The organism is Lunatimonas salinarum (assembly GCF_017811155.1).
Lineage (GTDB): Bacteria > Bacteroidota > Bacteroidia > Cytophagales > Cyclobacteriaceae > Lunatimonas > Lunatimonas salinarum.
Window position 1 is genome coordinate 197,756 of sequence record NZ_JACVCV010000001.1, and the last position, 14,407, is coordinate 212,162.

Sequence of the window (14,407 nt, forward strand, 5' to 3'; positions counted from 1 at the left end):
GACCTTATCGTTTTACCTGCTCCATCCATCGACCCCATGACAGCGCCAGCCTCGCACTGAGCAAGCCGAGAACTGCCGCTATACCCAAACCCTTTACCAAGTCCATACCGAATGACACATAGTTGGGATGAAAGTCATACCGATAAGTCCAGTCAGGAGCACTGCTGTAAGGCCAGGAAGATCTCCCAAAAAACCACCCTCTCGCAGCTTCTGTGTGTAAGAAATTGGCAAAATACCATTGAATTGGCACAAAAACCATCAAAAAAACCAAACTCAAAATGGCCGCCATAACCCACCGGTTTGCGATACGCCATTGATGGATGGTCAAATCGATCGCCATCGCAGGAAAAAGCAGCAACAAGGGAAAATGATACGGCTGGAAATGGGTGATGTGGTTGTAAACTGGACTTAACTTAGGTTCTGCAGGAAACAAGGGGAGTATCCAAACCATCGCAGCCATCAAAAAGGTATAAGCCAAAGCCATCACGGTACCTCCCCAACGGAAAGGTGAAGCGTAGGATACAGGGATAATTAACAAAGGAAAAATTACAGCGGCTACCTGATAGGCAGTAGCACCGTGAAGGCGATTCACAAAGAAAAATTCAGAAATAATGGTATAAACCATGACCAACACAAACCCAGCTGACAAAGCAAACAGCCATTTGAGGTGAGTCTGAGTTCTGTTGGATGCTTCACCACGAAGATTGTTCTGAACGGCCAGCACACTCACCATCGCGCCAAACTGGATCATCATCATGCCTAGGCCCAGCACCAGATGAGGAGGGGACAATATCTTAACATCCAGTCCGTAGGTATTATGCCACCAGTCGTCAAAGGGCGCGGAAGTTAGCATTGCAAATGCGCCCCAAATGCAGAAAAGAGCACCTAAGGAGCCTCTGAAAATCCCCCAAAAAGAAATACTCCCTTGTTGCTCCTCCTTTGTGGAAAAGAAACTGGTCTTCAAGACCTTGATGCCTGAAAAAACACCGGCAATAACGGCGCCCAGGTACATAGATAAATGAGGAGGGGACAATAAGCCATCCCGACCCACACTCATGTGCCAAGAAATATCCCACAATAGCCCTACAGCAATGCAGAGGCTTGCAAACACCGAAGCATACACATAGCTAGGTATAGGATTCAGCCGAATGGCCGGCTTGGACTTAACCGCGGAACCGGAAATTGAAATCGTCTGAGGCATAGTTACGTTTCAAATCAACTATCTAAATTAATATACGTCAACACTAGAGTTCAATGGCTATGGACTAAATACGAATTAGCGAAAAGATAAGGCTACCCGTCGAAATAAAAAAACGGCGGATCGGGCTAGCCGCCCGTGATCCGCCGCTTCGTTAAACTACATCTGTGGTATCACAAGGAGCGAAGTCACTTAAGCCAATCGGGCTTGGTCGTATAAACCTCCGCCTGAAGCTGATTCAGCAGGTTGTAAAGCCCAAAATACGTTCTATTGACATAAAGCCCGTGTTTGGAGCCACGTGCCTGTTTGGATTTTCTGAACATGTTATCGTTTGAAATCCGGTCTCCCAGTTTAAATATTTCCTGAAAGTATCCATTATCGGCGAAATCAAAACGATCCACGTGAAAGGGTTTTCCCAATAGATGTATCATTTCTCGAAAAATCGCTTTAAAATAAGCTTGTTCCTCTAACGTGTCCTTTCCAGAGATAAACTCCAGGTCCACAAACACCTGATCCAATTCCTGCTGATTGAGCAACAAATCTTTTCTAATCAAGGAAAAATATCCCTTGTAGAAATCCTCAGGTATCACCTTGACGCACCCAAAATCAATGATCGCCAACCTCCCATCAGGCTGAATGATAAAGTTGCCGGGATGTGGATCTGCGTGGACCTGCTGCATTTCGTGCACCTGATGGTGGTAGAAATCCCACATGGCTTGACCTACCTGATTTTTGAGTTCCTGCGTTGGATTGGTTTGGAGCCACTCTTTGATATGTAAACCATCCATCCAGTCCATGGCAATAATCCGGGGACCACTGAGATTTTCGTAATATTTTGGGAAGGACAAATGAGGGATGTGGCTACAGGCTGCTGCAATCTCCGTACCCCGTCGCATCTCCAGCTCATAATCTGTTTCTTCCAGCAATTTTTCCTCTACCTCCTCCATGTAGTGGTCCAATTCCCGCTCGTTCATGTTCAGTAACCTCAGGGCAAAAGGACGCACCAACTTCAAGTCAGACCTTACACTCGACGCTACTCCCGGGTACTGGATCTTTACCGCAAATTCCTGCTCTCCCTTTTTCGCCTTGTGCACCTGTCCGATGGAGGCGGCATTTACCGCTGAATTGGTAAAGCTGTCAAACAGTTGATCCGGCGATTTATCGAAATACTGTTTAAAGGATTTTACGACCAATGGATAAGACAATGGCGGAGCGCTGTATTGGGCCATCGTAAATTTGTCTTGGTATGCCGTAGGAAGTATATTTTTATCCATAGCCATCATCTGGGCGACTTTAAGGGCGGAACCCTTTAGTTCACTCAGCGAGTCATAGATATCCGCTGCATTACTTTGATGCAGCCGATCTTTGGTCAGAGAGGGATTAACCACCTTCTGTGCGTAGTGTTTTACGTAGTTCCCTCCCACCTTCGCGCCGGTTTTGATAAACTTAGCGGCACGTTGTACTTTGGAAACCGGGATACTGCTCTGCTCTTTCAGGGTATTGGTCATGGTTACTTGTATTGATAGAGAAATTTGGCAAAATCCAAAAAGCTATCCACGGCACTCTTACCCATCAGGTCAAAGACAAGATTGACGGATTTTTCTATGGCCGCATCGGTTTTTTCAAAACTTGGAGAAGTATCTTTTAGCCAATACTGAAACACAAACATGACCTGTAGCCACAGTGCCTCGTCGTATCGATCAGATATAAACGGCCTCTCTGCAATTTCCTCTGTCTCCTTTCCCTCCATAACGATATCTTTCGCAAAGGATTTAAACTTCTCTTTAAATACCTTCATTTCAGGTGCAAGGACATTTCTGTTCTTCATACCGCCCTTATATTCGCTAAGTAGGTAACTTCTTCGCTTCTTTAACTCCTCGATCCAAGTGAAAAAAAAGCCCAGCAATTTTTCCCTGGCTGAATAGCCAGGGTATACCTCCTGCCCTTGCAGTTCTTCTAGGGTCTTGTCAAACAAAATTTCCCAAATCGCCTCTTTGATAGCCTCAAAGGAGGTGAAATATTGGTAAAAATCTGCCTCTTTCATCTTCAATGCCTTGGCAAACTTAAAAACCGACGCCGGTTCCTTTCCGTTTTCCAACACATAATTGATATATTCATCCAATAGTTGCCGCCTTTTATCCGTTTGGCTTTTTTTCGTCTCGCTCATTCCGTTTCGTACTTTTGTATCTGATATGCTAACAAAATAACCTAGCGGTAGGTTTTTAATTTATATGGAATAATTTCCCGTTGTTCTGCAAATAACTATCCGTGCCGAATGTTGAACTGATTTTCGATTCAGAAAACCATTTCTAGCGCTTTATACGTTTAATAGTTAAATCATTGACATTGCCGTATGATTACCCCAAAACTGATACTTCCCGTTCTACTAGTCGGACTTCTGATCAACGTATCTTGTACGGAAGATGAGGAGGTTCCGGAGGTACGCGTAAAACGGGTTAAGGAAGCCATTTACGCCAGCATGAATGAGTGGTATTTTTGGAATGATTTTATCCCTTCCAGTGTAAATGTTGACCGGTACAGCTCTTACGAAGATCTCCTAAGAGGGTTAGTATACAACGAATTGGATCGTTGGTCGTATATTACGACTCCGAGTGAATTTAACCGCGCCTTTACCGGACAGCAGGCAGGCCATGGATTTGGCATAGGCATTGGAACGGACGACAATTTATATATATCGTTTGTCTACGATGCTTCTCCTGCCGGCAAAGATGGATGGCAACGGGGATGGGAAGTGATCGAAGTCAATGGTAGGCCTATTTCGGCATACCGATCTGGTAATGGCTACAATCTTCAGTTGGGCCCAAATACATCGGATGTTCAAAACACATTTGTCCTGCGACTTCCGGATGGCAGCGAAACTACCCGTACCATTGGGAAAGCGGAGTATCAAACCAATTCAGTACTACACAAAGAGATTGTTAAGCTGGAAAACAAGCAGGTAGGCTACTGGGTATACAACAGCTTTCGGGCCAGCCCTGGGGTAACGCCGACAAAAAGTATGGAAGTCGAAGAGGCCCTCCAATTCTTTGAAGATGGTCAAATAGAGGAATTGATCATCGACCTGCGATACAATGGTGGTGGGTCTGTAGATGTGGCCGAACAAATTATGAATGCCCTAATCCCGGGCATTCACGATGGCAAGTTGATGTACACCAATGCACTCAATAACGACAAGTCTAATTTTAACGAAACATACGAATTCAAAAAAACCGGCAACTTAGAGTTGGAAAGACTAATCTTTATCACTTCTAGGGGATCAGCCTCCGCAAGTGAATTGATAATCAACTGTTTAGAACCCTACATAGAAACAGTCATCATTGGAGAGGACACTTTCGGTAAGCCGGTTGGATCTTTTCCCTTGTCCCGATACAACAACACCCTTTCTGCAAACGATATAGAGTTGGTTCCGATTACCTTTGCCATCGCAAACGCCAATGGAAAAGCAGAGTATTTCGATGGATTTCCGGTTGACTTTCCCGTTGGTGATGACATCTCCAAAAATTGGGGAGATCAAAAAGATCCCCGCCTGCAAGCTGCTCTAAGTTATATCCAATTTGGAAGTGTGGGATCTCAGGCGAGGCTAAGTTACAAAGATCATGGATGGGCCATGATTGACGAATTTTCCGGTCTCCTCAAAGAATTTCCCTCCTACTAATTTTCAGCTGGTTACTTGGCCCCCTTTTCCCTAAGGTAAGCGAGATAGTCTCCATCCAATATCCGAGGTAATCCCACCGTGTCACCTTGGTATTCATATATCCACACATTTGGGTACCGTTCCCCAGCCAAAAATACGGTATCGGCAATTCTGCGGTAAGGAAAATCTGGCGTATAGGATTCAGAAACTCCCTCGTATTTATCTAATTCAGTCAATATTTTATTTGCGAGGCGCAACCGGTAGATTTCTCCAATTACTCGGGCTTCCGCGGCTGCATCAAGCTTAATACCCGGATATTCGCCTAGATCATAAAGGTACCCATTTACATGACCTGAACCCAAAAACGTTGCATTCTCCTCTAGAAGCCTGCCTAGAGGGTGGCCATAATCACTGCGAAGCGTTCCATACACAAAAAGAAAATCCACCTGAACCCTATTTCAGTTTATCCTTTGTGCCTACGCATCAACACTTCCATGACTTCGTCCAGTTCATACCCTTTGGCTTCCAATAGCACCAGATAGTGAAACAGCAAATCCGCCGCTTCGCCGAGAAATAATTCCTTGTTATCATCTTTGGATTCTATGACAATCTCCACTGCCTCCTCCCCTACCTTCTGGGCCACTTTATTGATCCCTTTCGCAAACAATGATGCGGTATACGAATTATCCAAAGGGTTGTTTTTTCGGCTTTTGATCGTCTTCCTTAATTTATCAATGAAGAAGGTATTAGAGCGGTTCCTCTCTGCAAAACAGGTATCTGCACCGGTATGGCATACGGGGCCTACCGGATCCACGTAAATTAATAGTGTATCCCGATCACAGTCCACCAACATCTCTTTAACCTCTAAAAAATTACCGGAGGTCTCTCCCTTCGTCCAAAGCCTCCCCTTCGTGCGACTATAAAACGTTACCCGGCCGGTAGATTTAGTCTTCTCCAATGCCTCTTCATTCAGATAGCCTAGCATTAATACCTGCTTGCTTTTAGCATCCTGAATGATTGCCGGAATCAGGCCATCCGATTTATCAAAATCTAAACTAAAATTCTCCATCTTCATTGGTTGAAATTTTTTTCAATTGCCCAATACAAAAGGATTTCGATACAAAACCTCCTGTTCGCATCAGACTCTACACCTTTTAAATCCTCACTGCAATCCCTTTTTCGTGAAGGTATTGCTTCAAATCAGGAATGGCGATTTCCTTGAAATGAAAAATACTGGCTGCAAGGGCAGCATCCGCTTTTCCAGCTGTAAATACCTCTTCAAAGTGTACCATTTGCCCCGCACCACCAGAAGCGATAACGGGTATACTCAGGCTGGATGAAATCTCCGCCGTTATGCGGTTAGCAAACCCCGTTTTTACCCCGTCATGGTCCATGGAGGTCAATAATATTTCCCCTGCACCACGTTCACATACTTCCTTGGCCCAAGACTGGGTTACAATGGCCGTTGGCTTTCTGCCCCCGTGGGTATGCACGAGATCCACGCCATCTATATTTTTAGTATCTATGGCTACCACGATACATTGACTTCCAAATTCCCTGGCCATCTCATCTACCACCCCAGGATTCCTTACAGCCGAGGAGTTGATACTTATCTTATCGGCACCGGCATTGAGTAGCGCTTTGACATCGTCTACCGTCGATATTCCTCCACCTACCGTGAAGGGAATGTTGATGTTTTTGGCCACCCGGGTAACGAGCTCCACCAAGGTTTTTCGTTTTTCTACGGTAGCGGTAATATCCAAAAACACCAGTTCATCAGCGCCTTCGTCGGCATAGAGCTTACCGAGCTCCACCGGGTCTCCGGCATCCCGAAGATCCAGAAAGTTTACCCCCTTCACGGTTCTTCCGTCTTTGATATCCAGGCAGGGAATGATTCGTTTTGTTAGCATAATTCGAGGTTCTGTGTCCTTGGTTTAGTTTACAAATGAGGCCATTTGTTCCAAGGTGACCTTTCCCTCGTAGTAGGCCTTTCCCACAATGGTACCATAGACTCCCAACTTTTCAAGAGCTTCTAAATCAGCCATACTCGAAACCCCGCCGGAGGCAATCAATTGGATTCCGGGAATTTCGGCCAAAATATCCCGATAAAGCTCTAAGGAAGGCCCCTGTAAGAGCCCATCCTTTGCCACGTCCGTACAGATTACATATTTTATACCCTTTGCATAATAGGCTTTAATAAACGCAATCACCTCTTGATCGGTAGTCTCCTGCCAACCCGAAATAGCAATTTTACGGTTTTTGGCATCTGCTCCCAAAATGAGCTTGTCCCCTGAGTAAGCTTCCAACCACCGATCAAAAAGTGTTGGGTTCTTTACCGCGATACTGCCTCCTGTGACTTGGTGAGCCCCAAGTTCAAAAGCGAGTGATAAATCCTCCTCAGACTGGACGCCACCGCCAAAATCGACCATAAGATTGGTTTCCCTAGCCACACGCCGCAATACCGACGCATTCACAATTTTTTTGGCTTTTGCACCGTCGAGATCCACCAAATGGAGTCTTCGAAGTCCTGCTGCTTCAAATCGCTTGGCCACCTCTACCGGGTCGTCGGCATAGGATTTTTGCTGGGAATAGTCTCCCTGGGTAAGGCGTACGCACTTGCCACCTATGGTATCTATCGCTGGAATGATTTCCATTACAAATTAAGAAAGTTGGTCAAAATCTTCTCTCCTGTGCCGCTACTTTTCTCCGGGTGCGCCTGCATGGCATAATAATTATCCCTATGTAGCAACGCGCTGAAATCCAACATATACCGAGTGGTAGCAATGGTGTATTGCTGGTGCAGTTCCGCATAGAAGCTGTGCACATAATAAGCAAAAGCCTGCTGATCCAGCCCGTCAAGTAGCTGACTTTTCCGGTTTTCCAAGCTGTTCCATCCAATATGCGGAACTTTTTCCAAGTTGGGGAAACGCTTAACTTGAATTGGAAATACCCCGAGACAGGGAGTGTCGTTTTCCTCTGAATATTCACACAATAGTTGCAAGCCTAAACAGATACCAAAAAAAGGTTGCTTAAGTTCTTTGATCAGGAGGTCTAGCTTACGGGATTTAAGGTACGCCATGGCCGTACTGGCCTCCCCCTGTCCGGGAAAAATCACCTTGTCCGCCTTTTGGATGGTCTCCCAATCGTCGGTTAATACCGCCTCGACTCCCAGGCGTTCCATAGCGTATAAGACCGACTGTACGTTCCCTGCATTATATTTTATTATCGCTACATTCATAAATCCGATAGGCAGCGGCTGACCGGTGTTGGGCGCCGTCTTACATTACAGCGCGCTAATTTAGCGCTTTTCGGCTGCACACCGACAAAAATTATGCTTAATTTACCCTGGGGTTATCGTTCGTCATTTGTGGGACTAGCGAGGATATCTCCCAATTGTGCTCGGATTTCAGGGATTGATGCAAATAGCTGGTCGAAATCATCAATAATAAAATACCGGTCCTGAAACCTATTTTTCCAGAAAGGGGTATTGAGTATGGTAAAGACATCAAAATCCATGTGCCTAGGTTCATCTGACAGCGAAAACTTCGTTTCACCAATCGAACTGAGAATACCCGCCCCGTAGACCTTTAACTCATCTTGTTCCCTAATCAGTCCAAACTCAACGGTGTACCAATAAATGCGCGAAAGCATCTCGATGGCTAGGGGATTATCCACGTAATCCAACGCTATTGCGGCTAATTCCTCTAGAAAATTCACGAAGGGCTGATTGGTCAATAAAGGCAAATGTGCAAAGGCGTCGTGAAACATATCCGGTTCCTGTAGGTAATCTAGTTCACTGATTTTCCGCAGCCATGTAGAGGATGGAAAGCGTCTGTGCCGTAGCAAACCAAAAAAGAGGTCATCATCAACTAACCCATGGACCACCTGAACGGACCAACCGGTAGTTTGGGCAAGTCGTTCGTTGACTTCCACAAAATCCGGTATCCGATCGGGAGAAAAACCTACGGTTTTCAATCCGTCCAAAAAATCCCGGCAGGCGTGTTGAAGCAAAAACTGATATTGGCGTTCATAAAGCAACTTCCAAACCTTTCGGTCTTCCTCTGTATAGGCATCGTAGCGTTGGGTTAGTTGGGGCAATCTTGGGCTATTCATTAGTTCTGTAAAGTTCATAAGGTACGTATTCGCTACTAATTCCCCTCGATATAAATTGATATCAATTAGCTAACGAAAAGAGGTGTCAGGTGGTTTTGATCAATAAATGGGCGTAAAATTTGTTTTATTCCAGATAAGTTTAAATATTTGTATGGTAAAAAAATGAAGGGCACAGTATCCATATCGGGCGGTAACAGATGGGCAGTGAATTTGTCTCATAGCCTCGTTTTATTTTGTCCATTGAAAACTTTTAGGTCTGTGTTCAGGGCATAGTCCCTGTATGATATATTTACGTCCTACGTGGATGTTTTTCCTCGATTCTCCTCATATTCAATCATTTAATTCATGGGAATCCTTTGAACAACGTCGTTCATAGGGTGGTAGGAGGGTTTCCCACAGCGTTTTATAAACCAATGACAAACCAAAAATTCATCATAAAACCCGCCGGACAGCAGCATCACCATTACGCGGAAATGATCACCGAGGAGATGGCTAGGTCAGCACAAGCCAGAGGAACCGGAATTGCCCGCAGATCGCCGGAATACATCAAAACCAAAATGTCAGAAGGGAAGGCGGTTATTGCGCTTGCCAAAGACGGCACTTGGGCAGGTTTTTGCTATATCGAAGCCTGGAGTCATGGAAAATTCGTGGCAAACTCAGGGCTGATTGTGTCTCCTGAGTTTAGAAAATGCGGCTTGGCGCGGGAAATCAAGCGAGAGGTCTTTAAGCTTAGTAGAACGAAATATCCGGATGCGAAAATTTTCGGGTTGACTACCGGTGCCGCTGTCATGAAAATCAATTCCGAATTGGGTTACATACCGGTATCCTATTCGGATCTTACCACAGATGAAGATTTCTGGAAGGGATGCCAGAGTTGTGTCAACTACGAGATACTGATGAGCAAAAACCGTCAAAACTGTCTTTGCACGGCGATGCTTTATGAACCCAAACCGGAAAAGAAGTCCGAAATCAAAAAGCTACGGGATGATTTTCAGAAAAACGTCAAACTCTTTATTCGGCTAATGAAGATTAAGAAGCACGTATTTTTGAAATTCAGCCGAAGAAAGACCGGGGCAAATACCATGAAAACTGAAAGCGTAAACGCATAACCAACTTGTTTTACTTCCTCCTAGAGGAAACCAATAAACCATTTGAACAACATGAAGAAAGTCGTATTAGCATACAGCGGCGGATTGGACACCACCTTTTGCGCGCTTCACCTCACCAAAGACAAAGGCTATGAAGTACACGCTGTATTGGTTAACACAGGGGGCTTTAGCCAGGAAGAGCTTAACACCATCGAAGAGCGGGCAAAGCTGCTCGGCGTGGCCTCCTTTACGGTATTGGATGTGACCAAAACCTATTACGAAGAAGTAATCAAGTACCTGGTGTACGGTAACGTGCTTAAAAACCAGACCTACCCCCTTTCGGTAAGTGCAGAACGAATCCTACAGGCCAAGTCGTTGGCAGAATATGCCAAATCTATCGGAGCTACGGCTGTGGCCCATGGAAGCACGGGTGCTGGGAATGATCAGGTGAGGTTTGACATGATATTTCAGACCATTTTACCCGAAGCAGAAATCATCACCCCTATCCGGGATTTGAAGCTCAGCCGGGAAGAGGAAATCAACTACCTTAAAAAACACGGAGTAAGCATGAATTTCGAAAAAGCAGCTTATTCCATCAATAAAGGAATCTGGGGGACTTCGGTAGGAGGCAAGGAAACACTAACCTCCCACCAAAACCTTCCGGAATCTGCCTGGCCAACCCAGTTAGCCACGGAGGAGTCAAAATCTATCTCGCTGCAGTTTGAAAAAGGAGAATTGAAAGGCGTGGATGGTGTACATTTCGACAACCCCGTGGATGCGATTCTGCGCGTACAAGAGCTTGCCGCACCCTATGCTATAGGAAGAGATATCCACGTTGGAGACACCATCATTGGGATCAAAGGGAGAGTGGGTTTCGAGGCAGCTGCTCCATTGATAATCATCAAAGCGCACCAACTGCTCGAAAAGCATACCCTGACCAAATGGCAGCTATTCTGGAAAAACCAGCTGGCTGAGTTTTATGGAAACCACCTGCACGAGGGTCATTACTTGGATCCGATAATGCGTAATCTGGAGGCTTTTTTAACGGACACACAGACTTATGTAAGTGGTCAAGTTTCTGTTGCGCTGCATCCTTACCGATTCCAATTGATTGGCATCGAATCGGCCCACGACTTGATGTCTTCAAAATTTGGAAGCTACGGGGAGATGAATAAAGGGTACACTGCCGATGATGTGAAAGGTTTCACACGAATACTGGGCAACCAAACGGCTATCTTCCATAAAGTAAACCAAAACCCCTCCCATCATGAAAATTAGAACTGCGGTCATTGGTGCAGCGGGGTATACGGGAGGAGAGCTCCTTCGTCTGCTGCTGCACCATCCCCAGGTTGAAATCCAGTACATACATAGTAACAGTCAGAACGGTAAAAACCTCGAAGATGTCCATCCTGACCTTATCGGAGACTCAGACCTTACGTTTACTGATCAGGTAACCACACGCGGACTGGACGCAGTATTCCTTTGCCTTCCTCATGGTGAAACCAAGCCCTTTCTAGATGCGCACCTTTTTTCGGAAAACACGGTTATCATAGATTTAAGTACCGATTTTCGAAATGAAAGTAATGGCTTTGTATACGGTTTGCCTGAGGTAAACCGGCAAAAGATACAGAAAGCAACGAAAATCGCTAACCCTGGATGCTTTGCTACGGGCATACAGTTGGCATTGGCTCCCGCGATAGCCGCTGGCTTGGCCAAAACCCACCCCCTTCACATCACAGGCATAACAGGAAGTACCGGAGCCGGCAAAAAGCTAAGTGAGACGACCCATTTCAGTCACCGGAACAGCAATGTCTCTGTTTACAAGCTCTTTACCCATCAGCACCTGAAAGAGATACGGCAAACGTTTGGCCAGTTAAATCCGGGATACTCCAATGAGCTGTTATTTGTACCTTACCGGGGAAATTTCAGCAGGGGAATCTGGATAACGGCCTACTTTCCGTACCAAGGAAGCCTTGAAGAAGCCTATGCTGCCTACCAAAGCTTCTATCTAGATGCCCCGTTCACGCATATTTCCAGGCGGGATATTGACATGAAACAAGCAGTAAACACCAACAAATGCCTGATCCACCTAAAACAGGAGGCTGGGCAACTGATCATTTATTCTTCCATTGATAACCTACTAAAGGGTGCCTCTGGACAGGCCGTTCAAAACCTCAACCTCGCATTTGGGTTAGAAGAAACGACCGGGCTGGCACTTAAAAGTATTGCATTTTAAACTATGAACTTATTCGACGTTTACCCGCTTATTGATGTGACTCCGGTAAAGGCATCCGGAGCGAACATCTGGGACGAGGCTGGAAATCAGTATTTGGATCTGTATGGAGGGCATGCAGTTATTTCCATCGGTCATACCCATCCCCACTATGTAAAACGGATCACCGAGCAACTAAACAGTATTGCCTTCTACTCTAATTCGGTGAAGATTCCAATACAGAAAGACTATGCTATGCATCTTGGCAGGCTGTCAGGATATCCGGACTACGAATTATTTCTTTGCAACTCCGGTGCGGAGGCAAACGAGAATGCTTTAAAGCTTGCATCCTTTGAAACGGGAAAGGACACCTTTATAGCATTCAAAGGTGCCTTCCATGGCCGTACTTCCGGAGTAGTAGCTATCACAGACAATCCTAAAATCGTTGCGCCCTTTAACAGCCACCATAAAGTACACTTCATCAGCTTTGGGGATCTGGAAGCCGTTGAAAAGGCCTTACAGAATGGCCAAATTGCCGGTATTATCATCGAAGGCATACAGGGCGTGAATGGCATTCGGGTGCCGGACGGCGAGTTTGTCACCTCATTGAGCGACCTGGCGAATCGCTATGGAGCCAAGCTGATTCTGGATGAAGTACAATCCGGATTTGGAAGGACAGGAAAATTCTTTGCACATCAGTGGATCGCGGGCCTGCGGCCAGACCTAATCACTGTGGCGAAGGGAATGGGTAATGGATTCCCCATCGGCGGAGTGCTTATAAATCCCGAGATCAAAGCTTCCTATGGGTTGTTAGGGACCACTTTTGGAGGTAATCACTTGGCATGTGCCGCAGGCTTGGCAGTGTTAGAAGTGATCGAATCGGAAAAGCTTATGGACAATGCCCTGATTCAAGGTGAATGGCTCATGGAGCAACTTAGTTCCAATGCCGGTATCACAGACATTCGAGGTAAAGGATTGATGATTGGACTGGATTTGGACCGGGAAGCCGGACCGGTAAGAAGCGAACTGGTACATAAATTCCGAATATTTACCGGAAGCTCCGCAGGAAAAAACACCATTAGATTGCTTCCTCCTTTAAGTATTGGGCAAGAAGCGTTACATTTATTCCTAGAAAGTTTACAAGCCGTTTTGACCTTAACCGAAGCCTGACCAAGAAACCGGATCAAATGAAGCATTTTACACAATTTGAAAATATAACCACCGCCTCTGCGCTCATTGACCAAGCGCTAAAATTCAAAGAAAATCCCCGAATTAACCAAGCCCTGGGACAGGGCAAACGCCTGGGACTAATCTTTTTAAATCCAAGCTTACGGACACGGGTAAGCACCCAGATTGCGGCCTCAAACCTCGGGATAGAGAGCATCGTCCTGAACATGGACAAGGAAAGTTGGGCATTAGAAATGCACGATGGTGCGCTTATGAACAAAAATACGGTGGAGCATATCAAAGATGCAGCAGCAGTGTTAGGCAGCTATTTTGACATGCTGGCCATTCGTGCATTTCCTTCACTAACCAACAAGGGGGAAGACTCCGATGATTTTACGCTAAAGCAGTTTATTAAATACGCCAAACTACCCGTAGTAAGTCTGGAAAGCGCCATTAGGCATCCTCTACAAAGCCTAGCGGACATGATAACCATACGGGAAAACCTGTCTACTAAGTCGAAGCCAAAAGTAGTCTTGACCTGGGCACCCCATATCAAAGCAATCCCACATGCTGTCGCCAATTCCTTTGCGGAATGGTCAATTGGATGCGGATACGACCTTACCATCGCGCACCCTGAAGGCTACGAACTGGATGAGCGATTTACCCAGGGAGCGCACATCACCCATAACCAGGACGAAGCCCTAGCAGACGCAGACTTTGTCTATGTAAAAAACTGGAGTGCTTTTCACGAATACGGTAAAATCATTCACGTAAACCAACCTTGGCTGCTTACAGAAGAAAAGCTAAAAAACAGCCCCCAAGCCAAGGTCATGCATTGTCTGCCAGTAAGGAGAAACTTGGAATTGTCAGACGAAATCCTGGACAGCCCCCGAAGCTTGGTACAGGAACAGGCAAACAATCGGATTTACGCCGCGCAAGCCGTGCTAAAGCACATCATTTCATAACTCTAACCA

General features: G+C 45.7%; 15 protein-coding genes. 6 read left to right on the plus strand and 9 right to left on the minus strand.

Annotation, left to right across the window (positions count from 1 at the left end; all coding sequences use genetic code 11):
• Positions 1-4 precede the first annotated feature (4 nt).
• The 3 genes from IAQ59_RS00800 to IAQ59_RS00810 form a co-directional block, all read right to left on the minus strand.
• Complete coding sequence (locus IAQ59_RS00800; RefSeq protein WP_245189338.1) at positions 5-1,201, minus strand: hypothetical protein; 1,197 nt, start codon at positions 1,199-1,201, stop codon at positions 5-7.
• Between the two features lie 185 nt (positions 1,202-1,386).
• Positions 1,387-2,706, minus strand: a complete 1,320-nt coding sequence (locus IAQ59_RS00805; protein ID WP_209328861.1) for an ABC1 kinase family protein — start codon at positions 2,704-2,706, stop codon at positions 1,387-1,389.
• 2 nt (positions 2,707-2,708) lie between these two features.
• Entirely contained in the window at positions 2,709-3,365 is a 657-nt protein-coding gene (locus IAQ59_RS00810; RefSeq protein WP_209328862.1) for a TetR/AcrR family transcriptional regulator, read from the minus strand.
• A gap of 186 nt (positions 3,366-3,551) precedes the next feature.
• Between IAQ59_RS00810 and IAQ59_RS00815 the strand changes: the two genes are divergently transcribed.
• Positions 3,552-4,874, plus strand: coding sequence for a S41 family peptidase (locus IAQ59_RS00815; RefSeq protein ID WP_209328863.1), 1,323 nt, complete (start codon positions 3,552-3,554; stop codon positions 4,872-4,874).
• 11 nt (positions 4,875-4,885) lie between these two features.
• Here IAQ59_RS00815 and IAQ59_RS00820 read toward each other — a convergent pair whose 3' ends face one another.
• The 6 genes from IAQ59_RS00820 to IAQ59_RS00845 all read right to left on the minus strand — a co-directional run bounded on the left by IAQ59_RS00820 (position 4,886) and on the right by IAQ59_RS00845 (position 8,984).
• Positions 4,886-5,299 carry a gamma-glutamylcyclotransferase family protein gene (locus IAQ59_RS00820; protein ID WP_209328864.1) on the minus strand — a complete coding sequence of 138 codons (414 nt, stop codon included), beginning with the start codon at positions 5,297-5,299 and terminating at the stop codon, positions 4,886-4,888.
• Positions 5,300-5,316: 17 nt separating this feature from the next.
• Positions 5,317-5,922: a bifunctional phosphoribosyl-AMP cyclohydrolase/phosphoribosyl-ATP diphosphatase HisIE gene (gene hisIE, locus IAQ59_RS00825; RefSeq protein WP_209329097.1), complete on the minus strand. Its 606-nt coding sequence runs from the start codon at positions 5,920-5,922 to the stop codon at positions 5,317-5,319.
• A gap of 85 nt (positions 5,923-6,007) precedes the next feature.
• On the minus strand, positions 6,008-6,763 hold the full coding sequence (gene hisF / locus IAQ59_RS00830) for an imidazole glycerol phosphate synthase subunit HisF (protein WP_209328865.1): 756 nt from the start codon (positions 6,761-6,763) through the stop codon (positions 6,008-6,010).
• 24 nt (positions 6,764-6,787) lie between these two features.
• On the minus strand, positions 6,788-7,507 hold the full coding sequence (gene hisA, locus IAQ59_RS00835; RefSeq protein WP_209328866.1) for a 1-(5-phosphoribosyl)-5-[(5-phosphoribosylamino)methylideneamino]imidazole-4-carboxamide isomerase: 720 nt from the start codon (positions 7,505-7,507) through the stop codon (positions 6,788-6,790).
• A complete protein-coding gene (gene hisH, locus IAQ59_RS00840; protein ID WP_209328867.1) occupies positions 7,507-8,091 on the minus strand; it encodes an imidazole glycerol phosphate synthase subunit HisH in 585 nt (194 codons plus the stop codon). The genes hisA and hisH overlap by 1 nt, the downstream gene beginning before the upstream one ends.
• Positions 8,092-8,204: 113 nt before the next feature.
• On the minus strand, positions 8,205-8,984 hold the full coding sequence (locus IAQ59_RS00845; protein ID WP_209328868.1) for a phenylalanine 4-monooxygenase: 780 nt from the start codon (positions 8,982-8,984) through the stop codon (positions 8,205-8,207).
• A 395-nt stretch (positions 8,985-9,379) separates the two neighbouring features.
• Here IAQ59_RS00845 and IAQ59_RS00850 point away from each other — a divergent pair, with 395 nt between their 5' ends.
• From IAQ59_RS00850 to IAQ59_RS00870, 5 genes are read left to right on the plus strand one after another with little or no spacing between them, the layout of a single operon-like run.
• Positions 9,380-10,075, plus strand: coding sequence for a GNAT family N-acetyltransferase (locus IAQ59_RS00850; protein ID WP_209328869.1), 696 nt, complete (start codon positions 9,380-9,382; stop codon positions 10,073-10,075).
• Between the two features lie 51 nt (positions 10,076-10,126).
• A complete protein-coding gene (locus IAQ59_RS00855; protein ID WP_209328870.1) occupies positions 10,127-11,332 on the plus strand; it encodes an argininosuccinate synthase in 1,206 nt (401 codons plus the stop codon).
• The gene (gene argC / locus IAQ59_RS00860; protein WP_209329098.1) at positions 11,319-12,290 is read left to right on the plus strand and encodes an N-acetyl-gamma-glutamyl-phosphate reductase; all 972 of its coding nucleotides are present in this window, start codon (positions 11,319-11,321) and stop codon (positions 12,288-12,290) included. The genes IAQ59_RS00855 and argC overlap by 14 nt, the downstream gene beginning before the upstream one ends.
• A 3-nt stretch (positions 12,291-12,293) precedes the next feature.
• Positions 12,294-13,436: an aspartate aminotransferase family protein gene (locus IAQ59_RS00865; protein ID WP_209328871.1), complete on the plus strand. Its 1,143-nt coding sequence runs from the start codon at positions 12,294-12,296 to the stop codon at positions 13,434-13,436.
• 17 nt (positions 13,437-13,453) lie between these two features.
• Positions 13,454-14,398 carry an N-acetylornithine carbamoyltransferase gene (locus IAQ59_RS00870; RefSeq protein WP_209328872.1) on the plus strand — a complete coding sequence of 315 codons (945 nt, stop codon included), beginning with the start codon at positions 13,454-13,456 and terminating at the stop codon, positions 14,396-14,398.
• The last annotated feature ends 9 nt before the right edge of the window (positions 14,399-14,407 follow it).

Coding starts and splice junctions, on each gene's coding strand:
- IAQ59_RS00800 (WP_245189338.1), bottom strand. CDS start 1,201: ATGCCTCAGACGATTTCAATTTCCGGTTCCGCGGTTAAGTCCAAGCCG.
- IAQ59_RS00805 (WP_209328861.1), bottom strand. CDS start 2,706: ATGACCAATACCCTGAAAGAGCAGAGCAGTATCCCGGTTTCCAAAGTA.
- IAQ59_RS00810 (WP_209328862.1), bottom strand. CDS start 3,365: ATGAGCGAGACGAAAAAAAGCCAAACGGATAAAAGGCGGCAACTATTG.
- IAQ59_RS00815 (WP_209328863.1), top strand. CDS start 3,552: ATGATTACCCCAAAACTGATACTTCCCGTTCTACTAGTCGGACTTCTG.
- hisIE (WP_209329097.1), bottom strand. CDS start 5,922: ATGGAGAATTTTAGTTTAGATTTTGATAAATCGGATGGCCTGATTCCG.
- hisF (WP_209328865.1), bottom strand. CDS start 6,763: ATGCTAACAAAACGAATCATTCCCTGCCTGGATATCAAAGACGGAAGA.
- hisA (WP_209328866.1), bottom strand. CDS start 7,507: ATGGAAATCATTCCAGCGATAGATACCATAGGTGGCAAGTGCGTACGC.
- hisH (WP_209328867.1), bottom strand. CDS start 8,091: ATGAATGTAGCGATAATAAAATATAATGCAGGGAACGTACAGTCGGTC.
- IAQ59_RS00845 (WP_209328868.1), bottom strand. CDS start 8,984: ATGAACTTTACAGAACTAATGAATAGCCCAAGATTGCCCCAACTAACC.
- IAQ59_RS00850 (WP_209328869.1), top strand. CDS start 9,380: ATGACAAACCAAAAATTCATCATAAAACCCGCCGGACAGCAGCATCAC.
- IAQ59_RS00855 (WP_209328870.1), top strand. CDS start 10,127: ATGAAGAAAGTCGTATTAGCATACAGCGGCGGATTGGACACCACCTTT.
- IAQ59_RS00865 (WP_209328871.1), top strand. CDS start 12,294: ATGAACTTATTCGACGTTTACCCGCTTATTGATGTGACTCCGGTAAAG.
- IAQ59_RS00870 (WP_209328872.1), top strand. CDS start 13,454: ATGAAGCATTTTACACAATTTGAAAATATAACCACCGCCTCTGCGCTC.